This window comes from Cohnella yongneupensis (assembly GCF_042655785.1).
GTDB lineage: Bacteria > Bacillota > Bacilli > Paenibacillales > Paenibacillaceae > Cohnella > Cohnella yongneupensis.
In genome coordinates this window covers 175,826-200,872 of record NZ_JBHSNC010000056.1, presented here as the reverse complement: position 1 = coordinate 200,872, position 25,047 = coordinate 175,826, and the positions used below count along the sequence as shown (strand labels likewise).

At 54.7% G+C, this 25,047-nt stretch carries 18 protein-coding genes and 1 pseudogene; 8 read left to right on the top strand and 11 right to left on the bottom strand.

The window, feature by feature from the left end; genetic code table 11:
• Positions 1 to 238 precede the first annotated feature (238 nt).
• The 3 genes and pseudogenes from ACFPQ4_RS20670 to ACFPQ4_RS20660 all read right to left on the bottom strand — a co-directional run.
• Entirely contained in the window at positions 239 to 1,351 is a 1,113-nt protein-coding gene (locus ACFPQ4_RS20670; RefSeq protein WP_378113798.1) for a glycosyltransferase, read from the bottom strand.
• Between the two features lie 196 nt (positions 1,352 to 1,547).
• Positions 1,548 to 3,887, bottom strand: a complete 2,340-nt coding sequence (locus tag ACFPQ4_RS20665) for a glycoside hydrolase family 95 protein (protein ID WP_378113797.1) — start codon at positions 3,885 to 3,887, stop codon at positions 1,548 to 1,550.
• 13 nt (positions 3,888 to 3,900) lie between these two features.
• Positions 3,901 to 4,236: pseudogene (locus ACFPQ4_RS20660) on the bottom strand (helix-turn-helix transcriptional regulator); the annotation flags it as partial.
• A 202-nt stretch (positions 4,237 to 4,438) separates the two neighbouring features.
• Between ACFPQ4_RS20660 and ACFPQ4_RS20655 the strand changes: the two are divergent.
• Entirely contained in the window at positions 4,439 to 7,264 is a 2,826-nt protein-coding gene (locus tag ACFPQ4_RS20655; RefSeq protein WP_378113796.1) for a glycoside hydrolase family 3 protein, read from the top strand.
• 15 nt (positions 7,265 to 7,279) lie between these two features.
• On the opposite strand, the gene yicI is transcribed toward ACFPQ4_RS20655, so the two are convergent.
• Positions 7,280 to 9,622 carry an alpha-xylosidase gene (yicI, locus tag ACFPQ4_RS20650; RefSeq protein WP_378113795.1) on the bottom strand — a complete coding sequence of 781 codons (2,343 nt, stop codon included), beginning with the start codon at positions 9,620 to 9,622 and terminating at the stop codon, positions 7,280 to 7,282.
• A 139-nt stretch (positions 9,623 to 9,761) separates the two neighbouring features.
• Between yicI and ACFPQ4_RS20645 the strand changes: the two genes are divergently transcribed.
• Positions 9,762 to 10,652: an AraC family transcriptional regulator gene (locus tag ACFPQ4_RS20645; protein ID WP_378113794.1), complete on the top strand. Its 891-nt coding sequence runs from the start codon at positions 9,762 to 9,764 to the stop codon at positions 10,650 to 10,652.
• 80 nt (positions 10,653 to 10,732) lie between these two features.
• Positions 10,733 to 11,044 carry a Dabb family protein gene (locus ACFPQ4_RS20640; RefSeq protein ID WP_378113793.1) on the top strand — a complete coding sequence of 104 codons (312 nt, stop codon included), beginning with the start codon at positions 10,733 to 10,735 and terminating at the stop codon, positions 11,042 to 11,044.
• Positions 11,045 to 11,074: 30 nt separating this feature from the next.
• Here the strand turns inward: ACFPQ4_RS20640 and ACFPQ4_RS20635 are convergent, their stop codons facing one another.
• Entirely contained in the window at positions 11,075 to 11,347 is a 273-nt protein-coding gene (locus ACFPQ4_RS20635; RefSeq protein WP_378113792.1) for a hypothetical protein, read from the bottom strand.
• Positions 11,348 to 11,580: 233 nt separating this feature from the next.
• On the opposite strand from ACFPQ4_RS20635, the gene ACFPQ4_RS20630 reads away from it, so the two are divergent.
• Positions 11,581 to 11,928, top strand: a complete 348-nt coding sequence (locus ACFPQ4_RS20630) for a helix-turn-helix domain-containing protein (RefSeq protein ID WP_378113791.1) — start codon at positions 11,581 to 11,583, stop codon at positions 11,926 to 11,928.
• A 2-nt stretch (positions 11,929 to 11,930) separates the two neighbouring features.
• On the opposite strand, the gene ACFPQ4_RS20625 is transcribed toward ACFPQ4_RS20630, so the two are convergent.
• On the bottom strand, positions 11,931 to 14,042 hold the full coding sequence (locus ACFPQ4_RS20625; RefSeq protein WP_378113790.1) for a sensor histidine kinase: 2,112 nt from the start codon (positions 14,040 to 14,042) through the stop codon (positions 11,931 to 11,933).
• A 135-nt stretch (positions 14,043 to 14,177) separates the two neighbouring features.
• Between ACFPQ4_RS20625 and ACFPQ4_RS20620 the strand changes: the two genes are divergently transcribed.
• From ACFPQ4_RS20620 to ACFPQ4_RS20610, 3 genes are read left to right on the top strand one after another with little or no spacing between them, the layout of a single operon-like run.
• Positions 14,178 to 14,939, top strand: coding sequence for a response regulator (locus tag ACFPQ4_RS20620; RefSeq protein WP_378113789.1), 762 nt, complete (start codon positions 14,178 to 14,180; stop codon positions 14,937 to 14,939).
• A 47-nt stretch (positions 14,940 to 14,986) separates the two neighbouring features.
• Positions 14,987 to 15,856 carry a class I SAM-dependent methyltransferase gene (locus tag ACFPQ4_RS20615; protein ID WP_378113788.1) on the top strand — a complete coding sequence of 290 codons (870 nt, stop codon included), beginning with the start codon at positions 14,987 to 14,989 and terminating at the stop codon, positions 15,854 to 15,856.
• A 33-nt stretch (positions 15,857 to 15,889) separates the two neighbouring features.
• Positions 15,890 to 17,158 carry a CapA family protein gene (locus ACFPQ4_RS20610; protein WP_378113787.1) on the top strand — a complete coding sequence of 423 codons (1,269 nt, stop codon included), beginning with the start codon at positions 15,890 to 15,892 and terminating at the stop codon, positions 17,156 to 17,158.
• Between the two features lie 97 nt (positions 17,159 to 17,255).
• Here the strand turns inward: ACFPQ4_RS20610 and ACFPQ4_RS20605 are convergent, their stop codons facing one another.
• Complete coding sequence (locus ACFPQ4_RS20605; RefSeq protein WP_378113786.1) at positions 17,256 to 17,762, bottom strand: MarR family winged helix-turn-helix transcriptional regulator; 507 nt, start codon at positions 17,760 to 17,762, stop codon at positions 17,256 to 17,258.
• Positions 17,763 to 17,952: 190 nt separating this feature from the next.
• On the opposite strand from ACFPQ4_RS20605, the gene ACFPQ4_RS20600 reads away from it, so the two are divergent.
• Positions 17,953 to 18,129: a hypothetical protein gene (locus tag ACFPQ4_RS20600; RefSeq protein WP_378113785.1), complete on the top strand. Its 177-nt coding sequence runs from the start codon at positions 17,953 to 17,955 to the stop codon at positions 18,127 to 18,129.
• Here the strand turns inward: ACFPQ4_RS20600 and gyrA are convergent.
• From gyrA to ACFPQ4_RS20580, 4 genes are all read right to left on the bottom strand, one after another.
• Positions 18,126 to 20,639 (bottom strand): DNA gyrase subunit A, encoded by a 2,514-nt coding sequence (gene gyrA / locus ACFPQ4_RS20595; protein ID WP_378113784.1) that lies wholly within the window; start codon positions 20,637 to 20,639, stop codon positions 18,126 to 18,128. The two genes, ACFPQ4_RS20600 and gyrA, sit on opposite strands and share 4 nt — an antisense overlap.
• Positions 20,640 to 20,839: 200 nt before the next feature.
• Positions 20,840 to 22,813, bottom strand: a complete 1,974-nt coding sequence (gene parE, locus ACFPQ4_RS20590) for a DNA topoisomerase IV subunit B (protein WP_378113783.1) — start codon at positions 22,811 to 22,813, stop codon at positions 20,840 to 20,842.
• A 255-nt stretch (positions 22,814 to 23,068) separates the two neighbouring features.
• The gene (locus tag ACFPQ4_RS20585) at positions 23,069 to 24,058 is read right to left on the bottom strand and encodes an ABC transporter permease (protein ID WP_378113782.1); all 990 of its coding nucleotides are present in this window, start codon (positions 24,056 to 24,058) and stop codon (positions 23,069 to 23,071) included.
• Entirely contained in the window at positions 24,051 to 25,031 is a 981-nt protein-coding gene (locus ACFPQ4_RS20580; RefSeq protein WP_378113781.1) for an ABC transporter ATP-binding protein, read from the bottom strand. The genes ACFPQ4_RS20585 and ACFPQ4_RS20580 overlap by 8 nt, the downstream gene beginning before the upstream one ends.
• Between the last annotated feature and the right edge of the window lie 16 nt (positions 25,032 to 25,047).

Below are 25,047 nucleotides of genomic sequence, written 5' to 3'. Positions count from 1 at the left end.
CCGATTTCTTCAACGGCAATGGACTCAATATTAAGTTGATAGCTTGATCGCGCGATAGAGAAAGCAATTGCGTAAGAATCGGTATATTAGGCAATGACAATGCAACACCTCCTCTCTCTCTCCTATTGAAAAAATAGATTACCCTATTACGAATATGAAAGAGTGAAGTTACCCGAACCGGACAACTCCCCTATAATTGTCAATATATATCTAAATTTACATATCTATCTCTATGAAATTAACCTAATACGCTCTCCGCATCGCCATTCGACCCCTTTAGCCTAGTGGCAAAATAACGCCGGTTAAACAGCATGCTCGGATGATCCGGCCAATAAGAGATCGCGATCTCGTTATGACGGTACGCCTCGTCCAAGCGCCCCAACCGGTCATAACATACGCACATCTGCAGATGCGGATACCATGTGGAAGCGTATCGATTGCGCATCCCCATCGTCTGTTCGGACGGCTCCCGCTTCGTCGCCAGCTCATACCAAAAAATCGCCTGCTCGTACTGTTTGCGATCGAGCCAACTATCTCCAATCAACGCGCAAGGTTCGGAGCGGGGAGCATCGTAAGCGAAAGATCGGCATAACGCGCGTAACCTGTCGTCTTTACGTCCCAAGCTGCCAAAGCAATCCGCCAGCTTCACGCAGGCAGAAACCGCGTCTTCCACCCAGATCCCTTCTGAGTCTAGAAACTTTTCGTAATATTGGATCGCTTCCTCGTAATGCTTATGGTCTTTAAGTTCATTAGCGAAGTAATAGAGGTCTCTCTGGCTGAACGATTCGTCCTCTGCTTGCCGTTTGCGGTAAATGCGCAAATTACGGTCGGTGAACGCTCGCTCCTTACGATGCGTTACAGCGATATCGCTATGCATGAAATTGCCGCTCACCGCCAAATATTCATGAACCGGTCCTATCCATTGAAATTGGCGTTCCCTGCGGACGAGACGATTGCGGCGCAAGCTCGACGAGGGGTTGCCTGACGCATCGAACGCAAGATGATAGAGCATCGTAACGCTGTCGACCGATGGATCCAACCTTTTTTTCAGCTCTAGCAACTTTGCGCGGTCCGCCGACTCGAACACGTCGTCTGCGTCGAGCCATAGCTGGTACTGCTGCGTAGCCAGACTGAACGCATAATTGCGGGCCGCGGCAAAATGGTCTATCCAGACGAAATCGTATACCTTCGCTCCGTACTGGAGGGCAATTTCCTTAGTGCGATCGTTCGAGCCCGTGTCGACGATGATGATCTCGTCGGCGATACCTTTGACGGATTCAAGACACCTTCCTAGGCTCTCTTCTTCGTTCCTGACGATCATGCATAGCGAAATTGTCGGCGATTTACCCATCCTCACATCTCCTATCGTGCCAACCTTATCGATGGTTGCAAATATGCTATATCGTTCGATAGAAGCATATGACGGCGGCATGGCATCGGCTTGTTCGCGTGTCCGCTAAAACGCGAACAACGCAAAAAAAAAAAAAGACCGCCCTGAGGCGCCCTGAAGGCGGTCTTCCTAAACTTATGAGCCTATTGAACGGAGATTAGACCAAAGTAACCCAATAGATTCCGCCGGCAACCGCTACAAATTCTCCTTCGCCTTCGGCCAATGGCGGAATGGCTTCGTTATCGTCCGTAACGCTAAGCTTTTCCCCTGCATATCGAACGCTTATCCTGCCGTCACGGTCCGCGCGGATCAACGCATGTTGCAAAGTCCCTTCGCGCCAGACGATATCGACACCGATGCCGCCTCTTGCCCGCAGGCCGCTGATCGATCCGTCTCTCCAAACAACCGGCAGCGCCGGAAGCAACTCGATTACGCCATGCTGCGACTGGAGCAGCATCTCGACAACGCCTGCAGCTCCTCCGAAGTTACCGTCGATTTGGAACGGCGGATGCGCATCTAACAAATTCGGATACGTCGACTTGGCAAGCAACGTGCGAACGGCGCCGTAGGCTTGCTCGCCGTCTTTCAGTCTTGCGAACAGATTGATGAGCCACGCGCAGCTCCAGCCGGTATGGCCGCCCCCATGGGCAAGTCGGCGATTCAGCGTCTTGGACGCGGCTTCGAACAACTCCGGCGTCCCCTCGTGAATTTGGTTGCCCGGATAGAGCCCGTATAAATGCGAGACGTGACGATGACCAGGCTCGGCTTCCTCGAAATCCTCGAACCATTCCTGCAATTGTCCATGGCGCCCGATCTTGTAAGGCGGCAGCTTCGCAAGCGCGGCAGCGATCTCATCGCGGAAATCTTCGTCTCCGCCTATGATCGTTATAGCCGCAAGGCAGCTATCGAACAACTCTCGAATGATCGCGATATCCATCGTCGAAGCCAGCGATACGCTGCAGCGCTCGCCGTTCGCGGTTAGAAATTCGTTCTCCGGCGACGTGGACGGGTTCGTCACGAGCACGTCGTCCGGTCCTTCCACCAGCCAATCCAGGCAGAACAACGCCGCGCCTTTCATGACCGGGAAAGCTTGTTCCCGGAGGAATCGCTCATCTCCGCCGAACAAATAACGATCCCACAGATGACGAACCAACCATGCCCCGCCGAGCGGCCAAAACGCCCACATCGCGCTTCCGCCGGTCGGAGTCGACATGCGCCACAAATCGACGTTATGATGCGTCGTCCAGCCTCTGCTGCCATAGTGAACGAGCGCGGTGCGTTGACCGGTTACGCTGAGATCGGCGAGCATGTCGAACAGCGGCTCATGGCATTCGCTCAAGTTGCTGCTCTCCGCGTGCCAATAATTCATCTGCGTATTAATGTTAACCGTATAGTCGCTATGCCATGGCGGCTGAACGTGCGGATTCCATATCCCTTGCAAGTTCGCCGGCTGGGTTCCTGGCCGCGAAGAGCCCATGAGCAAATACCGGCCGTACTGATAATAGAGCGCCTCCAATTGAAGGTCGGCTTCCCCCGCCTGATAGCGGAGCAATCGAACATCCGTAGGCATCAGCGAACGTTCATCGTCGTTCTCCGAGCCTAACGTCAACGACACGCGCTCGAACAGCTTCCGGTGCTCTTGTACGTGGCGCGCCTTGATAGATTCGAATGAACTTGCCGACGCATGCATTAGTCGATCAACGCAACGAGCGGACATCCCTGCCTCGTCAGGCGCTGCATCATATCCCGCGAACCCGGTTTCGGCAACGATGTACAACGTAACCCATGATGCATCCTTTACGGCTATCCGATCACTCGCCGCCATGCGTTCGCCATCCGTACGAACGGCGATTCGCGCCTCGAACGGGAGGCCCAAGCCTTCTTCGTACAGGATGGGAGATGGATGATCCTCCCGATAATTGTCCGCGATATGGCTTGGCGCGCGTCCGCGCAACACGATCTCTCCGTCTTTTGCGATGACGTTATGGCGAAGCTTGGAATCGAGCCCAATATCCATGTCTATGTTGCCGCCAACAGTCTTATAATGGACGGTGATCGCCTGATCCGGTACGCTTGCCAGCATTTCGCCGCGTACGGTCGTCGCGCCCAGACGATACTGCACCGATGCGATGCCGTCGGCAAGATCGAGCTCCCTGCGATAATCGGCAACTTTCGCCCTATCGCCCGCATGCGTCAAGTTCAAGCAACCTAGCGGCAAATACGGCTCGACATCTCTCCCTAGCATTTTGCCATCGATCAGCCGCTGCGCTTCGACGTATCGCCCCGCGAACACGAGCTCCCTAACCTTTGCCAGATGTCTTTGCGCTTCATAGTTGACGGGATCGCGGGCGAAACCTGCCCACAGCGTATCCTCGTTCAATTCGATGCGTTCGGCGGACGTTCCGCCGAATACCATCGCCCCGAGCCTGCCGTTGCCGATCGGCAACGCTTCCTCCCAGACGCTCGCAGGCCTGTCGTACATTAATCGCCAGTTCACTCGCACAGCTCCCTTAAGCATCCCGAATTTTATCGAACTCTTCCAGCTGCACCAAGATTCGTTTCTTCTTATAAGCGGAAGGAGATCCCCCTGCGTATTTGAGGAATTTGCTATGAAAATAATCGACGTTCGAATAGCCGACCTTTTCCGCGACTTGATAAACCTTCATCCCTTGCTCCAATAACGACTTGGCGTTCTCGATGCGGACTTTGTCGAGATACGTGTTGAAATGTTCGCCGGTCGCGCTCTTGAACAGCTTGCCAAGGTAGCCGCTATTGTAGTTGAATAGCTCCGCCAATTTCTCCAGCTTCAGGTTCTCCCGATAGTTGCGGTTAATCAGATCGATCATCTTTGCCATTTGCTTGTCCGCCGCAGCTAGCCCGTCGTCATCGACAATCTGCGCTTTATACATTGACATCCTCCTCGATCAAATAGTGAAAGAAGTTCGCGTGCTCGGCGTGGATTACTTCACTAATTCCTCGGGTATTCTCGTCCTTATCGCGTATGGTAAAATCGATCAAACTCTTATTTACTCAAGGAGCTGTTCTCTAATGTCCGACAATTGGGATTTCCCGTTTCAAAACCCAGATTTGCCGTTGGAACAACGGGTGAACGACTTGGTTAACCGTTTTACGCTGGACGAAAAAATCAACCTTATGTGCCAGTATCAAGACGAGATTCCTCGTCTCGGCGTCAAAGCTTATAAACACGGCACCGAAGCGGCTCACGGCATGGCTTGGCTAGGCGAAGCCACGACGTTCCCGCAACCGATCGGGCTTGCCTGCACGTGGGACGCCGAGCTGATGAAACGAATCGGCAGCGTGATCGGGGACGAAGCCCGCGGCTTTTACGCGAAAAACCCGGCGATGAACGGCTTGACCCTTTGGGCGCCGACCGTCGACATGGAGCGCGATCCGCGTTGGGGAAGAACCGAAGAAGCTTACGGCGAAGACCCCCATCTGGCGGGCAAATTAACGTCCGCGCTCGTTCAAGGCATTCAAGGCGACGATCCTTTCTACGTGAAAGCGGTCGCTTCTTTGAAGCACTTTATCGGCAACAACAACGAGGTAGACCGCGGTGAATGCTCCGTCAGTCTCGATCCCCGCAACAAACGGGAATATTATTTGAAAGCGTTCGAAATTCCGTTCAAAGAAGGCGGCGCGCTGTCGATGATGACCGCGTACAACTCCGTCAACGGAGCGCCGGCCAACGTTAATCCCGACGTTAACGACATCGTGAAGCGCGAATGGGGCATGAACGGCTTCGTCGTCAGCGACGCGGGCGACGTTCTCGGCACCGTTAACGATCATAAGTATGTCGAGTCCTACAAGGAAGCGGTCGCGCTAACGATCAAAGCGGGCGTCGACAGCATTACCGACGATCACCCGATCTCCAAGCAAGCGCTACGCGACGCTCTTTCCGACGGTCTTCTCTCGGAGAACGATCTGGACAACGCGCTTCGCAACACGTTCCGCGTCCGGTTCCGGCTCGGTGAATTCGATCCCGACAGCCGAAATCCATACGCGGCGATCGATGAATCCGCCATCATGCGTCCCGAACATGCGGCTCTCTCTCTGGAGGCGGTACGCAAAAGCATCGTCCTGCTCAAAAACGACGGCGCTCTTCCGCTCAAAGCGGACAAGACCGGCAAAGTTGCGGTCATCGGTCCGCTCGGCGGCAAAGTCTATCGCGACTGGTACAGCGGCTTGCTTCCTTACGCCGTTACGCCGCTCGAAGGCGTGCGCTCCAAGCTTGGCAACAACGCGCAATCGGTCACTTTCGCTAGCGGCAGCGACCGGATCAAGCTCAAATCCAAGTCCAACGGTCGATACGTGCGCTTAACGGCCGACGAGAAGCAACCGTTAGCGGCTTCAGGCCCATCTGCCGCAGAAGCGAGCATTTTCGAGAAAACCGACTGGGGCTGGGATAGCCACACGCTCATCGCCGAAGCGAATTCGCTTTATTTGACGACCGACGACGCCCGCGTCACCGCTTCGTCCGAACATATTTGGGAATGGTTCACGAAGGAAGTGTTCCATGTGCGTCCGCAAAGCGACGACACGGCGCTATTCACGACTTGGAACTATCGTCCCGTAACGGTCGACGCCGGGTCCGGCGCGGTAACGGTACGCGACGGTTCGGACAACGACGCGGAACGCTTCACGATCGAGAAAGTGACGGACGGCTTGCAAGAAGCGATTAACGCGGCTCGCGAAGCGGATACCGCTCTCGTCTTCGTAGGCAACCACCCGCTCATTAACGGCAAGGAGACGATCGATCGCCCCGATCTTACGCTTGCCGACTATCAAGAGCGGTTGATCCGGGAAGTGTTCAACGTAAACCCGAACACGATCGTCGTCATCGTCGGCAGCTATCCTTACGCGATTCCGTGGGTCCAACAACACGTTCCTTCGATCCTTTATTCCTCGCACGCCGGCCAAGAGCTCGGCAACGCGCTTGCGGACGTGCTATTCGGCGATTACAATCCGGCGGGACGATTGAATATGACTTGGTATGAGTCGGTTAACCAACTCGGCGCCTTCATGGATTACGACATTATTAAGAGCGAACGAACTTACCAATATTTTGCCGGCGCTCCGCTTTATCCGTTCGGACACGGCCTTAGCTATGCAGCCTTCCGTTACGATAATTTAAGCTTCGAAGGCAACCCCGGGTCGATGACGGATCGAATCGCCGTCAATCTTCGCGTCACGAACGTTGGAACGGTAGCCGGCGAAGAAGTCGTCCAACTGTATACGCGCGCGCTCGCTTCCAGAGTCAAGCGTCCGCTTAAGCAGCTTCAAGGCTTCAAGCGATTGGCGCTGGCCGCCGGTGAATCGGTTGACGTACGCTTCGAGCTTCCCGCCTCCGATCTCGCCTTCTGGGACGTGACCCGGGACAAGATGTGCCTTGAATCGGGAGAATACGCGTTCATGGTCGGCTCGTCTTCCGGCGATATTCGTTTAGAGCGCTCGCTGTCCGTTCGCGGGGAAACGATACCGCCGCGCGATTTGCGCCGCGTGACGCGGGCGACGAACTACGACGATTACGCTAACGTATTCATCTCCGATAATACGGAGGGCGGCGACAGCGTTGCCGCTGCCGCCAATGACGACTCATGGATTCGGTTCGATGACGTCGATCTGACGAACGACATTCGATTGTTCGAGCTTCGCGCCTCCAGTATTGCTGGCGCGACCGTCGACATTCGACTGAATGCAGCCGACGGACCGCTTGTCGGAAGTTGCACGCTCCAAGCGGCGCAAGCCGGATGGCAGACGGCTACGTCCGCGATCGAAGGTGCCGAAGGCTACCGAAGCGTCTTCCTGGTCGTGCAAGGCGAGGCCAAGCTTGGCTGGTTCCGCTTCGGTCATTAATCGGTCTTCCTTCCTTTATAGTACGACTTTTACGATCGTTTGCGATTGACTTCCCGGCCCGGATACGCCGTGCGGCATTAGCCTCACGCCATCCGGGCTGTTTTGCGCTTCGGCCACTTCCGCGGAGACAACGCTCTCAATACCGCGAAGGACGACTTGCCATGGCTTATCCGTGCCCGTCATCGTTAACGTGATCGTATCGCCTTTACGCGAAGCGGTAGCGGTCGCTTGCGGAATGCCGTTCAAGTCATGGATCGTCGCCGAAGCCGTATGGCCGTCTTCAAGCTCGAACAGATGCAACGTTACGCCGTCCGCGTAATCGTAATCCGGACGCTGATCGTTGTTGCCGATCGCGATTAGCGAATTCGGACGAACCAAGAGAGGAATCGAGCTGTAACCGTGCTTCTCTTCTACCCATTTGCCGCCGATTACCGTCTTGCCGTCCAGCAAGCTCGTCCATTTGCCCGCAGGCACATAGTATTTGGCGATGCCGTCTTCGTTGAAGATTGGCGCGACGAGAAGACGCTCGCCGAGCATATATTGTCTGTCCAAGTAATGCGTCGTCGGATCTTCCGGGAATTCGAGCAGCATAGCGCGCATCATCGGCAAGCCTTTCTCGCTTGCTTCGACCGCATAGCTGAACAAATACGGCATCAAACTGCTCTTCAGTTCCGTGAAGGACCTCAGCACGTCTACGGATTCTTCGTCGAACAGCCATGGCACGCGATACGTTTCATTGCCGTGGAGACGGCTATGCGAGCTCAGCATGCCGAACGCTACCCAACGTTTGTAAATGTCGGCCGGCGCGGTGCGCTCGAAGCCGCTAATATCGTGGCTCCAGAAGCCGAACCCGGACAAGCCGAGCGATAATCCGCCGCGCAGCGATTCGGCCATCGAATCGTAGTTCGCGGAGCAGTCGCCGCCCCAGTGAACCGGGAACATCTGTCCGCCTGCCGTAGCCGAACGCGCGAACAGCATCGCTTCGTTTTTCCCGCGATGTTGCTCGAGCACGTCGAACACCGCTTTGTTGTACAATTGCGTGTAATAGTTGTGCATCCGCATCGGATCGGAGCCGTCGTGGTAGACGACGTCGGTCGGTATCCGTTCGCCGAAGTCGGTCTTGAAGCAATCGACGCCCATATCCATCAGTCTTTTCAGCTTGCTTTGGAACCACTCGACAGCGGCCGGGTTCGTAAAATCGACGAGACCCATGCCGGCTTGCCATTTGTCCCATTGCCACACGCTGCCGTCTTTCGTCAGCACGAGATAACCGTTGTCCATGCCTTCTTGGAACAGCGGGGATTTCTGCGCGATGTAGGAATTGATCCATACGCAAATTCGCAATCCGCGTTCCTTCAACCGGCGGATCATCCCTTCCGGATCGGGGAACATATCCGTGTCCCATTCGAAGTTGCACCATTCGTATTCCTTCATCCAGAAGCAATCGAAGTGGAACACGTGAAGCGGAATGCGACGTTCCGCCATCCCTTCGATGAAGCTGCCCACGGTCGCTTCGTCGTAATCGGTCGTGAAAGAAGTCGTCAGCCAAAGACCGAACGACCAAGCCGGCGGAAGCGCGGGTTTGCCGGTCAGCTTCGTATAGTTGTTAAGTACGTCCTTCAACGTCTTACCGCCGACGATGAAATATTCGAGCGATTCGCCCGGCACGCTGAAGCCGACTTTGGAGACGACCTCGGATGCGACTTCGAACGATACGCGCTCGGGATGGTTGACGAACACGCCGTATCCGGCGCTCGATAAGTAGAACGGTACGTTCTTATAAGCTTGCTCGCTGCTCGTTCCGCCGTCTTCGTTCCAACAATCGACGACCTGGCCGTTTTTGATAAATGGTGTGAACCGCTCGCCGAGGCCGTAGATTTGTTCTCCAACGCCAAGGTCGAGCATTTCGCGGAAGTACGGCGTGCCGTCCGTGTCTTTAATGTACGCCGCGGCTTTATGGGCGGTACCCGTCAGCTTGCGACCCTCGTACGAGAAGGTTAGCCCCCATGACGGAGCTTTGCGAATTTTAGCGGTCAGGTTGCCGCTTTGCAGCGTCGCATATTCGGCCGATTGTTCGATTACCGCTTGTACGTTCTCATCCACGTTGATCTGGAAATGAGGTCCGACATTTTTGCGACCCGCATGATGGACCCAGCGCACGCGAATGACGTCCGGCACCGGGGAGCTTACCTCTGCCGTCAGCATCGTGCCGTTAAGCGTGTCGCCCTTGATTTGAATAGGCTTGACCGCGTTATATACCGTAAGCGCGGAATCTTTCTCCCGTACTTCGCGTACGTCGATCGGATACTGAATTTCTACTCCCTCGCGGGTTTGCCAATAACCGTCCGTAAACTTCATTAGTATTCCTCCTTAATAGGCTAGCACCGTATGATATAATGATATTGTCTTCATTCGGCGATTACTGTGCATATATTGTCCTTTAGTAATACGATTTTGTCCTATCCCCTTATGCTGATAGTAGGAGCAGACTACCGATATGAACAAATTGGTGCTAAAAGAAGAGCGAAGGCACGGAACTTCGAACTATCCTGTCAGCTTATACGAAATCACGTGTTCCCCCGACCATCCGCTGTTGGACCTCCATTGGCACGACGAGCTCGAGTTTTTGCTCGTTACGGAAGGCCGCGCGACCTTCCGCGTCGATGCCAGCGACTACGAGCTGAACGCCGGCGAAGCGATCTTCGTCAACTCCGGGCTGCTCCATTCCGGCTCCGTCGCCTCGGATGAACCTTGCTCGTTCGTGGCTGTTGTCTTCCATGCCAGCTTGTTCGGCAACGGCTCGATCGACTACTTATACGACCAATATATCGTCCCTCTAATCGGCCAGAATGTTCGGATACCCGTGCACATCCACCTGCAAGAGGGGCCGATGGGCGACATCCTGGGAGCGCTCGGACAAATGAAAGAAGCCAACCGCAGTAAGCGGTTGGCTTCGGAGATGCAAATCAAAGGCCTGCTATTCTATTGCGTATCGAAGCTGCTGGAAATTAGCGAGCCTATGACCGGCTTAAAACGGGACAATGACGGCTATCGCATCGAAAGATTAAAAGCCGTCATCGCCTACATCGAGCAACGTTACGCCGAGCCGATCACGTTGCAGCAATTGTCTAGCGTCGCGTGCATGAGCGATTCGTACTTTTGCCGTATTTTCAAGCGCATCACGACCCAAAGCCCCGTCGAATACATGAACGGCTACCGCGTCCAGCAAGCGGCGGTCCGATTGCGGCAATCCGACGATAAAGTGATGCAGATCGCGTTGGACGTCGGCTTCAACAACTTAAGTTACTTCAACGTCGTCTTCCGTCAACGCTTCGGCTGCACGCCAGGTCAATACCGCAAGCAGCAAGCTACTAGCGCCGACTACTGAACGAGGTCGACTGGACAATCGATCTCCTACTTTTTACAATAGCAGGTATGACTATAGATTCCCGCGAAGGAGAATGTACGATGAACAGTAGCGCGGCGCGCATTATTCACTCCGTCCTATTCAGCTTGAAGCACTCCCAAGGCTCAGAGCAAGAAAGGCGATTTCTTGAAGACGGAAGAACCATCCTGACTAGCATTCCGGTCGTGAACGACTTTCAAGTATTCCGCCAAGTCAGTCCCAAGAACGATTACGACTTCGGCTTTTCGATGGTTTTCAACGATAGGACCGATTATGAAACCTACAATAACCATCCCGCCCATGCCGCGTTCGTCAGCGAGCGCTGGGAGCAGGAAGTCGAGAAGTTTCTAGAGATCGATTACGAAGCGATATAATACCGAAGAGACCCCCATACAGGGTCTCTTTTATTGTTGCGACATCGCTTCCTTGGCCGCGTCGACCAGCATGTCGAACAGATCGTCGTCCGTTTCCAACCGCTCGTCTACCAACAAAATTTCCTCTTCGCTACCCGGCTCGTCGCTGAAATTAAGCGCGTAATTCCAATCGAAATTGCCTTTGTCGCTTTGAAGCGTTAGTTCGTACGGTTGCTTATGGTTTTCCACGGAAAATAATACTTGCCCGATATATCCTTTATCCTCGCTAAAGCTCATTTTTGCGCTCAACACTTGTACGTTCATGCGTCACGTCTCCTTGATATAGATACATATTGTAACTACAGATAGAGCTTGTTATTCCGAGCAACCCAAGATATCGTTAGAAACGAACCGGTTTTCACCGTAATTTGCCCGAAATCATAAAATTATTTTTAATTGTAGCCAGGAAACGCTTCCACCCCTCTTGACACGATACGTTTTGTATCATAAATTGGGAATAGAAAAGTTAGTTACTTAGGTTCAAGGGGTTATCTATAATGACTATGGGAGAACGGTTGAGAGCTTTGCGGCTTCACAAAAAGATTTCTCAGGAAGAAGTCGCGCGCTACATCGGAATTACACGTTCGGCGTATAGCCACTATGAAATCAATAACAGGCAGCCGGTCTACGATACATTAATCAAGCTGGCGGCTTACTTCGATGTGTCTTTGGATTATATTATAGGCGGTACGACCGGCAAATCCAAAACGGACTTGGCCGTCGCCCCGCATACCCGGGAAGTGCTTGCCCTGCTTCAGCACATGAGCCAGGAACAACGGGAGCAATCGCTTCATCTATTGAAGGACATGATGCACCAGGAACAACGGTCTGAAGAGAGCAGTTAACGTTAGCCCGCATGCCTTGCTTCGCCGCTCGCTAACGGCAACGAGATCTCGAACCTACAGCCTCCTTCATGCCCGTTGGATGCACGGATCGTCCCTCCGTGAAGTTCGACGATTTCTTTGACGATCGCAAGACCTAGACCGCTGCCACCCGACTGAGAATGTCGGGATTTATCGATTTTATAGAACCGATCGAATATAAACGGCAAGTCGGCTGGATGAACGCCGATTCCGCTGTCCGTAATGGCTAACTTAACGTTATTGTTCTGCACGTCCGCCATTATCATAATTTCGATTGTCCCGCCTTCCGGTGTATAACGCAAGGCGTTATAAATCAAATTCGCGAATACGCGATTCATGCGATGAATATCGATCGACACCGTTAGCGTCGCTATCGACGCGTTGTCCAGCCTGCAATCGTAATCAATCCCCCGCTGTCTCATTTCCAATCCGTACTGCGCAAGCAGACTCTCCCGCCAATCCGCGAGCGTTAGCCTCTCCACCATCAGCTCTACTTTTCTCGCCTCGAGCACGGAAATTTCGAACAAGTCCTGAATGAGCGAGTTCAGGCCCTCGACCTTCGTTAACATGAGCCGGATCGTCGCGTCCCGCTGCTGCTCGTCCGTGATGACCCGGTCGCGGAGCGCTTCAAGGTAACCTTGAAGCAACGTTATCGGCGTGCGCAAATCATGGGAGATATTGCTGACCAGTTGCGTTCGCGCGTATTCCATCCGCTCCAGCTCCGATTTCGCGTTCTCCACCGTTGCGTACGAGCGTTGCAGCTCCTCTGTTCGCTCCGCAATTTTGAGCTCCAACGAATTGTTCCAATCTTTAAGCTCGGCGGACATTTGCTCGACCCGTTCGTACGTTTGCGAGAACCGCAGCGAGATGATGAACGAATTCATTATAATCAGAAACAATAGACCGAACGGCACCAAATCGAACGATTTCCACCAGCCGTTGTAAAACAACATATCGTTGACGATCGTCAGCACGAATCCGGCTACGCCGATCATTGCAAGCTTAGCGCCTTCGCGCCTCCTAATGCCGGCTAACACTAACGTATACAACGTGCCCAAGCTAAAGACGAGAATATAAAGCTGATAGCCGATCAGCAATGACGTGAAGACTACCGGCGGTGCGACCGCCGTTATTAGAACAAGAATACCGGCGCACGCGCTCGATAGTTTAAAGCTGAAGTGTCTAAATTCCTCCGGATACATCCGATAGAAATACCCGAACCCCGCCCAGCCGCTTAGCACGAACGAAATATATTCGGTTCGCATCGCTAAGCTCCACGTATATCCCGGAATCCATTGCACGATGAAGCCTTCTCCGAGCATGCCCATCCTTAGCGCCACGAACAAGCATAAAAGCGCGAAAAACAGATTAGCCAGTTCTTTCCTCCGCAAAATGAACAAGCCGAAATGATAAAATCCAATCATTATCAAGCAACCGAACACGATCATTTCTTGTGCTTCGTGCCTTATGTCCAGCCGCTTAATTTGCTGTTCGAGACCGATGACAAGCTCCGTCCGGATACCGCCTTTGCGGAAGTCGTAGTTAGAGACGAACAACGTCAGGTCGGTCTCTTCTTTATTCGCCTCGAAATAGACGGTCGCCGGTATTTGATACGGCGTCGTCGTCTCCGCGTTTAGTCCGGCTACCCCGCGGGACACCGATAATTTACCGTCTATATATAATTGATACGCCGTCGAGATGTTAGGCAAACGAATTGCCATAAGCTGACGCCGGGGTAGATTGTTCAACTTAAGCCGATACGTGGCATGTCCTTGATCGTCGATCGTTTGTCCGTCTCCCGTCGGCGTGTTCCCCCACGTGCCCGGCACCGGAAACGTAGTCGCCGAGTCATACTTGCCTGTTGCCACGTTCGCCGATTTCCCCACCCAGCTGAATCGCCATTCCCCGTTTAACGGCACGACCCCGTCCTGCTTCCAATTCCAATTCGCGAAATCGATTACGCCTTGTTCGGCTTCCGGTGCGTTCCGTTGTTCGTTGGATGCCGAGCATCCCGCGAATACGATAACGAACGCGACCCAAAGCACCACCTGCAAGCCAATCTTCGCAAGCCGCGAGACGCTATACCGAGCTTTCACTTCTACACTCTCCCTCGAAAGCCAGAACTTGTCGCCGTTTCCATTCGAACGTCATTGTAACGGTGGATTGCTTACTCGTCAACGCTTTCGTTATAATAAGCTGATAGTGCGACAAATCGATACGGGGGAATCGCGATGCGGGAATCTACGGCCACAATTCTTGTCGTGGATGACGAACAAGAGATTACCGATTTAATTTCCTTATATTTACAAAGAGAAGGCTTCGGCGTCCACGTCGCGCATAACGGCGAAGATGCGTTGCGAATAGCCGAACTGTTGCTTCCGGATCTCATCATCCTCGATGTATCTCTCGGGCGCATGGATGGCATCGAAGTATGCCAGCACCTTAGAGCCGGAGCCTGTTCCGACGTTCCGATCGTATTCCTGAGCTGCAAGAGCGAGGATATCGACATCATTCGGGGCTTGTCGGAAGGCGGGGACGACTATATTACGAAGCCGTTCAGTCCGAGTCAGCTCGTCGCGAGAGTGCAAGCCCACTTGCGCAGGCGACGCACCCGGGAGAAGAGCGCGGACGATCCGGCAATGACGATCCACTATAGCGGCATGGAAATCGATTATCGCACGTTGGAAGTTCGGCTGAACGGAGAACGGTTGAACTTATCCGTCAAAGAATTCGAACTGTTGTCCGTACTGGCCAGAGATCCTAACCGCGTTTTTCCGCTCGAGGAGCTCTACCGCCGCGTATGGCAAACCGAGAGCATGGGTGACACGCGTACGCTGATGGTACATATTAGCAACTTACGGAAGAAGCTCGAAGCCGACCCGTCCAGACCTCGCTGGATCCGCACCGTTCGCGGCTTCGGCTACCGGTTTACGCCCGACAGCCTGGCGGACGACGAGGCAAGCGAACATGCGCCTAATGAACGGAACGCATGACCATAAATCATCCGACAGACGATGAATGAAAAGGAAGTTAACACACTATGCAGATGGCACGCGATTGGCAAGACTATGAACTTCTCGATACCGGTAACGGAGAAAAGCTCGAGCGTTGGGGCGACGTCATCCTCCGCCGCCCGGACCCGCAAATTATTTGGCCGCTGACGAACGAGAACGACGCCTGGCGGAAGGCGGACGGACATTACCACCGCAGCACGAGCGGCGGCGGACAATGGACGTTCCGCAAGACGCTGCCCGAGCGTTGGAGCATTGCGTACGGTCCGTTAAGATTCCATATTAAGCCGACCAGCTTCAAACACACGGGTCTATTCCCCGAGCAAGCGGTGAACTGGAGCTGGATGATGGACAAGATCCGCTCGGCGGGACGCCCTATCCGGGTGCTTAACTTATTCGCGTACACCGGAGGCGCAACCGTCGCGGCGGCAGCCGCGGGTGCCGACGTCGTTCACGTGGATGCCGCCAAAGGCATGGTGCAATGGGCGAAGGAAAACGCCGAACTGTCCGGTCTAGCCGATGCCCCTATTCGATACATTACGGACGATGTGTTCAAATTCGTGCAGCGCGAAGAAAGACGCGGCCGCCAATACGAAGCGATCATTATGGATCCGCCGTCGTACGGTCGCGGACCTAACGGCGAAATGTGGAAGCTGGAAGAGAATTTGTTCCCTTTCCTCGAATCTTGCCTATCGATTCTGTCCGATCGCCCGTTGTTCATCTTGGTCAACTCGTATACGACGGGGCTCTCGCCTACCGTGCTTAGCAACTTGCTGCATATGTCCATCGGCCGCAAATTCGGAGGCAAGCTTGACTGCGGCGAAATCGGATTGCCGATTACGCGCAGCGGGTTGACGCTGCCTTGCGGGATTTACGGTCGATGGGAAAGCGAACATTAATAGATTTCCAAGTCGTCCGTTGGAGCGTGAGTCGTGAAGTACACCCGCAAGTTTGCTTGGACCGGCATGATGCTCTCGGCGCTGCTGATGAGCGCTTGCTCGGAAGCAACCCCAAGCCCCGCACCACCCGCTAGCGAACGGGCATCTCCTTCCGATGTATCGCCTTCGGCATCTGCGACACCGAATGCTAAGCCGGTTCCGTCGGAATCGCCAACGGAGCAAGCGAAGGAGCCGACAATCCGGGAGGCGACATTGCTAGCCGTAGGGGATATTATGGCACATTCCCCTCAGCTGCCCGCTTATTACGATCACGAGAGCAACCGGTATACGTTCGATCCGTGGTTCGATCAAGTGAAGCCGATTCTTCAGGCAGGCGACTGGGTGTTCGGCAACATCGAAACGCCGCTGGCCGGGGCAGAACTGAAATATTCGGGCTACCCGCGCTTTAACGCGCCCGCGGAGCTCGCCGACGCGATTGCCGGAGCCGGATTTCAGATCGTCTCTACGGCCAACAACCACACGATGGATCGGGGATTCCCCGGCGTCACTCGAACGCTTGCAAACGTAAGGAAAGCCGGTCTCGTTCCGGTAGGTACCGCATCCGATCCGAACGATGCAAAGCGAATTACGATCGAGGAACGGAATGGGATCCGAATGGGATTTATGGCTTACACGTACGGAACGAACGGGATTCCGATTCCGGAAGACAAGCCGTTCGCCGTCAACCTCATCGATTCAGCCGCCATGCGCGAATCGATCGCCGAGCTCAGGCGCGCGGGCGCCGATGTCGTCACCGTGTCGCTCCACTTCGGGCTCGAATATCATCGCATGCCCAGCGACGCGCAAATCGGGCTGGCGCACGAGTTAATCGCGGCTGGATCGGACATTGTGCTTGGCTCGCATCCGCACGTCGTGCAGCCTTACGAACGCGTGCATGTGCCCGCATCGGAAAGCGCAGACGGCGTAGAACGTAACGGCGTCGTCATCTACTCGATGGGTAATTTCATATCGAACCAATCCGGCGACTGGAAAGACGTCGGACTGATCTTCGGAGTCGGCGTCAAGAAGACGGAACAGCCCGACGGAACGTCAGCGACCGAAATAACGCAGGTAACGACAACGCCAACTTGGGTTCATATTCAGACGATAGCCAAACAACGCCATTATACCGTTATCCCAATGGCTCAGGCGCTTGCCGAACGCAACAATGCTACGCTCTCCCCGCAAGACTACGATAAGATGAAGCGGCTTTTAGACGGCATCAATGAGCATCTTACGCAGCCTGTCGGCACGACCAAGTAAAGCTGTGTTCCCGTACCGTGCTCAGAGCAAATCAAATAAGGGGTTGTCCCTGCAGGTTAACGTTCAACCTACCGGGACAACCCCTTTCAATATGGCGTTATATCGCCGACGATTCTATGCCGTCTTCCTTCGTCTCGTTCGCGGCTTCCGCCGCATCTCCGGCCGGTTGCTGCTTCGCGGCCGATGCCGTATCGCGCGTGCCGGCGACTTTGCCGAACAAGTACACGAGCAGCTGCCGGTTATGGCTAGATACGCGATCTAGCGATCGACCAACGATCGCGTTGCGTACTCTCACGCCCCGCTCGACCTCCGTGCGGCCTACCGCCGTCATAGTAACCCACACGATGCGCCGATCTCCCTCGTCTCTATTCCGTTCGACCAATCCGTTACGCTCCATGCGATCCAAAAGCGTCGTGATCGCCGCAGGCGTCGTCTCCAGGTGGGGCAATAAGTCCGACGGCTTCATCGGCTCGTAGGCTTGCAGCAACTCCAATACTTCCAGTTGGCCAACGGTCAGCTGAGGCGCTAACTCCTCTTCCATCTGCGTATTCCAATCCTTCGTGAGCTTTGACCAGCTTTTCACAAAATCCGCCGCATTTTCCATGGGTACGCCCCTTTCATCCCGAACATTGCCTCTCTTTTTATTATACGCAGGGGCCATGTCGAAAGATAGATTAACGCGATTAAATATTTCCGACAACGTCCTCCATGTTCGCGAACGCTACGACAATTCGTGACATATGCTAATAGGAGAATGTGGAGAAACGCGTAGGATAAGCAGGGAGGCTTGTAAGATGTCTTCTATGGATGAGAGGATCAAAATGATTGGAAGCATGGCGCAAAACGCAGGGTTAATAGAAGACCCACAGTGGCTCGACCGGCTCGGGGAGCCGGTGCCGCTATGGGTCGTGTTGGATTTGCTATTGCGATGGATCGATCGGAGCGAGCCGGGAAACGGCCCTTACGATTAATCGTTCGCCGTCTTCAGCGCCGATAACGGTTTCCTGAACGTATCGACGAGCGCATCGCCTCGTTCTATCGCCGTCATCTGCTTGCCTTGCCCCCTGCGATCGTCGATCGGCGTTCCTTCCGAGGAAAACTCCGACAACGTCCCGCTAGCGGACAGCGTAAGCAGCATGGCGGCTTCTTTGACAAGGAAGCCCGCGATCAGCTTCGTGCCGTTCGGCTTCACGCGCTTGCCTTCCTTGAACTCGAACGTCTGGATGCCTTTGCCTCCGCGTCCTTGGATCGGATAATCGAGCAGCAGCGAGCGTTTGGCATAACCGTGGTCGGAGATGACGAGAACTTCGCCTTCGTCGCCGGTCACTTGGAACGCATCGGCGAGCGCATCGTTCTCTTTCAAGAGGATGCCTCTTACGCCGCCCGCGACTTTGCCTTGCAGGCTTACGTCCGATTCGCTGAAGCGAATGCTCATGCCTTGCTCCGTAACGAGAAGCAGATCGGCCGGCTCGTCCGAGCGGAATACCCGTATGATCTCGTCTCCGTCGGCGACTTTGCAGGCCGCGATCGCCATATTGCGCGTCGTCGCATACTCGATGAGCGACGTGCGTTTCACTTGGCCTCGTCTCGTTACGAAGACGAGTACAGGTCCTCCCTGATCGCCCGTGGAATCGCCTTCCGCCGCCGTCGATGCCGTCTGCGTCAATTCCGCCGTTTTCGCCGTAATGACGCCGACGATGCGGTCGTCTTTCGCGAGTCCGGGCAGCAGATTGACGATGGCCGTACCGGTATCCTTCCACTTGAACTCCGGAATTTGATGCACCGGCAACAAGTAATATTGTCCCTTTTGCGTGAAGATCAAGAGCGGATCCAGCGTGCTTACGCCAAGGCTGTAGCGGATGACGTCGCCTTCCTTGACACCGGCGCTGTCCATCTCCCCGCCCGAACGCGTGAACGATAGCAAGCTCGTCCGCTTCGCGTACCCTTCGCGGCTTAACGTTACAATGACGTCTTCCGCAGGCACAGTCACTTCGAGGTTCACTTTTATTTCTTCGACTTCGCCCTTGATGAGCGAGCGGCGATCGATGCCGAACTTGTCGCGGATTTCCGTCAGCTCGTCTTTAATGACGCCGAGCAGCTTGCGCGGGCTTTCCAAGATCGCGCGAAGCTGCGCGATCTTCTTCAGCATGTCGCCGTGCTCTTTCTCTAGCTGCGTAATCTCGAGATTCGTAAGCCGGTACAGTTGGAGCGTCAGGATCGCGTCCGCTTGGCGCTCGGAGAAGCCGTATTGCGCGACCAAGTTGTTTTGCGCGTCTTGGCGGTTTTTCGAAGCCTTGATCGTCTCGATTACTTGGTCGAGAATGTTAAGCGCTTTGACCAGACCTTCCAACACGTGCGCGCGGTCTTCCGCCTTTTCCAAGTCGTATTGGGTACGGTGCGTCACGACTTCCTTCTGGTGCTCGATGTACGCGTCCAGCATAGCTTTGATACCGAGCTGCTGCGGCGCCTTGTTGACGATCGCGACCATGTTGAAGTTATAAGTCGTCTGCAGGTCGGTTTTCTTCAGCAAAAACGCCAGAATGCCTTCCGCGTCGGCGTCCTTCTTCAGCTCGACGACGATGCGCAGACCGTTGCGGCCGCTCTCGTCGCGTACTTCGGCGATCCCTTCGACCTTCTTCTCCATCCGAAGGTTATCGATCGCGTTAACGAGCTTCGACTTTACGACCTGGTACGGAATTTCCGTTACTACGATTTGTTGCTTGCCGCCCCGCAAATCTTCGATCGCCGTCTTCGAGCGCAAATAGATTCGGCCTTTGCCGGTTTCGTAAGCTTCCCGGATGCCGTCCTCGCCCATAATGAGCCCGCCCGTCGGAAAATCGGGTCCGCGGACGATCGTCATCAGCTCGGCGACCGTAATGTCGGGCTTATTCATGATGGCGATGCAAGCGTCGATCACTTCGCGCAAGTTGTGCGTCGGAATTTCCGTCGCGAATCCGGACGAAATGCCGCTTACGCCGTTAACGAGCAAGTTCGGATAACGCGCGGGAAGCACGACCGGTTCCTTGGTCGTGTTGTCGAAGTTATCTTTGAACAGTACGGTGCGTTTCTCGATATCGCGCAGCAGCTCCATGGCGATCCAGGACAGCCGCGCCTCCGTATACCGCATAGCCGCAGCCGGATCATCGTCCATCGAGCCCCAGTTGCCGTGGCCGTCGACGAGCATGTGCGCCATTTTCCACGGCTGAGCCATCCGTACCATGCCCTCATAGATCGAGGAGTCGCCATGCGGATGGTAATTGCCCATAACGTCGCCGACCGTCTTCGCCGATTTGCGGTAGCCTTTGTCCGGCGTGTTGCCGGAGTCGTACATCGCGTACAGGATGCGCCGTTGAACGGGCTTCAATCCATCGCGTACGTCGGGAATGGCGCGGTCTTGAATAATATATTTAGAATAGCGTCCGAAGCGGTCGCCGACGACCTCCTCGAGGAACGCGGGCAAAAAGTTTTCTAGCAGACTCACTGACCTTCCCCCTCAACTTTACGGAATTTGAAATCGCTTGATTCGGCTCGAAGGCGTGTAGGAGTTAAATGTCCATGGAGAGCGGAGCGGCCGCCTTTTGAGTCAAGTTGCTACACCTGCCTAATCATTCGAAGCAACTTGACGAAAACAGCGGCGGAATGGATATTTAAACTCCGAAGCGCCATACGACGCCGAATCCACTATTCTTCAAATTCTGTAAAATCTACATTTTCGATGATCCAACGCTTGCGAGGGTCGACCTTGTCGCCCATTAGCGTCGTTACGCGGCGCTCCGCCTTGGCGGCGTCCTCGATTTGCACTTGCAGGAACGTGCGCGTCTCCGGATTCATCGTCGTATCCCACAGCTGGTCGGGATTCATCTCGCCGAGTCCTTTATAACGCTGCAGCTCCGCGTTTTTGCCGAACTCCTTCAAATAGTTGCTCAGCTGTTCGTCCGTCCACGCATACCTTATCGTTTCCAGCTTGCCCGATTTGCGGGTAATTTTATAAAGCGGCGGTTGGGCGATGAACACTTTGCCCGCGTCGATCAGCGGCTTCATGTACCGGTAGAAGAAAGTAAGCAGCAGCACCTGAATGTGCGCGCCGTCCGTATCCGCGTCGGTCATGATGACGATTTTGGCGTAGTTGCATTCCTCGACGTCGAACTCCGAACCGATGCCCGCGCCGATGGCGGCGATGATCGCTTTGTACTCGTCGTTCTTCAAAATGTCGAGCAGCTTCGCCTTCTCCGGATTCATCGGCTTGCCCTTCAGCGGCAAAATCGCTTGGAACTTCGAATCGCGGCCTTGCTTAGCCGATCCGCCGGCAGAATCGCCTTCGACGATGAACAGCTCGTTGCGGGTATGATCCTTCGATTGCGCCGGCGACAGCTTGCCGCCGAGACTCGCGCTCTCGCTCTTCTTCTTGCCGCTGCGGATTTCCTCGCGCGCTTTGCGGGCCGCTTCGCGGGCTTTGGACGCTTGTACAGATTTGCGGATGAGTTGACCGCCGACTTGCGGGTTCTCCTCCAGGAATACGGCCATCTTCTCTGCGACGATCGCGTCGACGACGCTGCGCGCGGAGGCGCTGCCGAGCTGGTCCTTCGTCTGGCCGACGAATTCGACTTCCGACATCTTAATATTGATGACGGCCATGAGCCCTTCGCGAAGATCGTTTCCCTCTAGGTTTTTGTCTTTCTCCTTGAGCTGTCCGATCTTCCTCGCGTACTCGTTCAAAACGCGCGTATACGCCGTCTTGAAGCCGGTTTCATGCGTACCGCCGCCACGGGTCGGAATCGAGTTGACGAACGAGGCTAACGTCTCCGTATAGCCGTCGTTATATTGGAGCGCGATCTCTACCTCGATATCGTCCTTCTCCGACATAAAGTGGATGACGTCGTGAAGCACCGTCTTCTCCTCGTTCAAAAACTGGACGAATTGACGCGCGCCGCCGTCGTAATGGAACGTGTCTTCTTTGCCGGAACGCTCGTCCTTCAAAATCACCTTGAGACCCGAGTTCAGGAAGGCGATCTCCTGCAACCGCTCCGAGAGCGTGTCATAGCTCATGCTAATATGGCCGTGGAATACTTTCACGTCCGGCTTGAACGTCACCTTCGTGCCGGTCCGGTTCGTATTGCCGATGACCTGCAAGCCGCCGACCGTCTCGCCGACGTGTTCTTTACCGTTAGCGTCGACCCACGTCTCAAAACGCATCTTGTGGATTTTGCCTTCGCGGTAAATTTCGACTTCCAGCCACTCCGACAGCGCGTTCGTCACGGATGCGCCGACCCCGTGCAAGCCGCCTGATTTCTTGTATCCCCCGCCGCCGAATTTACCGCCCGCGTGCAGCATCGTGAAGACGACCTGCGGCGTCGGAATGCCGGCTTTGTGCATGCCGGTCGGGATGCCCCGCCCGTTATCCTGAACGGTAACGGAATTATCTTTATGTACGGTTACGTCGATCTTGGAACAGTATTTGCCGAGATGCTCGTCCACCGCGTTGTCGACGATTTCCCAGAGCAAGTGATGCAAACCGGACGACGTCGTGCTACCGATGTACATCCCCGGTCTTTTGCGGACTGCGGTCAAGCCTTCGAGCACTTGAATGTCGTCTGCGCCGTATCCGCTGTCTGCCGTACTGGCAGTAGCCGTGAACAGGTCCAATTGATCCGTCAAGGATGATCCCCCTTGCTAGTCTGAAGCGTCCGTCTCGCGGACGCGTTACCGTATCATTCTAATTCATAAAGATACTAATGTTCAATAAGTCCGTACAGCCAACTTCCGAGTCACGGTTTATTCTACCACAGAAGATAGGATGCGATAGACGAAAATGTCGAATGGACGCGTAACGAAGGTTAAATCAGGAAATCCCCTCCCGCGGACGGAAGAGGATTTCGATCGTGCGGATCGCGCGAATCGTGCGGCCACGCCTCAATTCAACACGTCTTGCCTCGTAAAAACGAAGAAAGATACGAAAAGCGCGGCCATCCCCCATATCCCGAGCACCGCAAGCGAAAACCCGAGCGTCATCCCTTCGATCGGCGGCGGCGTTCCGCGCAAGTACGCGCTGATCTCCAGATTTACGTTAAATAAATATTTGGCGTTCGTCCACGACGAGGCCATCGCGGATAAAATCGTCCCCGCTATTATCGTCGCCATCATCGTGACGAAGCTCGCGGCCGTGCTGCGCACGAGGACGGATACCATCAACGCGATTATCGATACGATCATCGCCGAAAACCAGATAAGCCCGGCTTGCATGAGCACGTAGACGCCCTGCGTAACCGCGTGAACGTTGGAAGTGTCCACGTCCGCGCCGTTAACCTTGAAGCCGACGAATACGGGCTCCTCCCATCCGGAATAGCCGAATAGCAATCCCGAGATCAAGTAACTGAGCGTGATCGTCGTAACGATGATGAGAGATACGTACAACGACAGCGTCAACAGCTTGGACAATAGAATCCGCCATCGTCGCACCGGTCTCGTAAGCAGCATCTTGATCGTGCCGGAGGAGCGTTCCGAGGACACGAGGTCGGAAGCGATCGCCAGCACCATCAGCGGGATGAACAGGTTAACTGCGTTATCCATGAACGTCTTCGTGAACGTTACGCCGTTAGGCGTCTGCGGATTGACGTCGTGGTCGAGATAATATTGCAGCTGTTGCACTAGCGCTCGCCGCCACTTCTTCCATTCCTCCGGAATCCGGTCGCTGCTTAACGCCCGCGTATTGTCGGATATGCGGCTTTGCAGCTCGGCGCGCCAATCCTCCTTGTATTTGCTGGCGCTATTTTGGGAAATTTTCATTTGCGCGTACACGAAAACCGGGATGAGGATTAGCAGAATAAGGACGATGACGGCAAACCGTTTCTTTTTCCACACTTTGAGCGTCTCGTTCTGCACGAGCGCAAGCATGTTACCCAATCGTCTCACCCTCCGTCAGCTTCAGGAATAACTCCTCTAGCGAAGGCGCGACGCGCTGTACCGCGCGAACGCCGATTCCCGCGGCTACCAGCTTGCCCACCCATTCAGGGACGAGTTCCTCGTCCATAACGGTCACGATCGCTTCCCGCCACGTGCTTTGAAGCGATTCGTCGATCCGATGCTCGTCGTCCGCAACGACGCGAATGTCCGGCTGCTTGGCGAACAACTCGCGCGCTTCCGCCGGCTTGTCGACTTGCCACACCGTATACGCGCCCGCTTGAGACACCAGCTCGTCCACTTCGCCGACCGCAATGACTTCGCCATGAGCGATTATCGCGACTCTGTCGCACATCAGCTGAATTTCGCTAAGCAAATGGCTCGAGATGAATAAGCTCATTCCCGTTGCGGAGAGCATGCGGATAAACTCCCTGAGCTCTTTGATTCCTTTCGGATCAAGACCGTTCGTAGGTTCGTCGAGAATAAGCAGCTTCGGTTTGCACAAGAGCGCTTGGGCGATGCCGAGCCTCTGGCGCATGCCGAGCGAGTACGTCTTTACTTTATCGTGGATGCGTTGATCGAGTCCGACGATGGCCACGACTTCGGCGATTCTCTCTCGCGAGATGCCGGACTGCATGCGAGCGAATTGCTCCAGGTTTTCCCATCCGGTCATGAACGTGTACATTTCCGGATTTTCGACGATGCAGCCGATATGGGAAAGCGCGCGTTCGGGATGATCGCCGATATCGTCTCCGCAGATCAAGATGCGGCCTTCCGTCGGCTTAACGAGATCGACGAGCATGCGGATCGTCGTCGTTTTGCCCGAGCCGTTCGGTCCTAGAAATCCGAAAATTTCTCCCGCGAATACGTCGAACGATACATTGCGGATAATCGGTTTGCGGCCGATGTTCTTCTTTAAGCCCTGAACGGACAATACGATGTCCCTGGCCGTCGGCGTTGTTGCGGTCGCGGTCATTGTGCCCTCTCCTCCC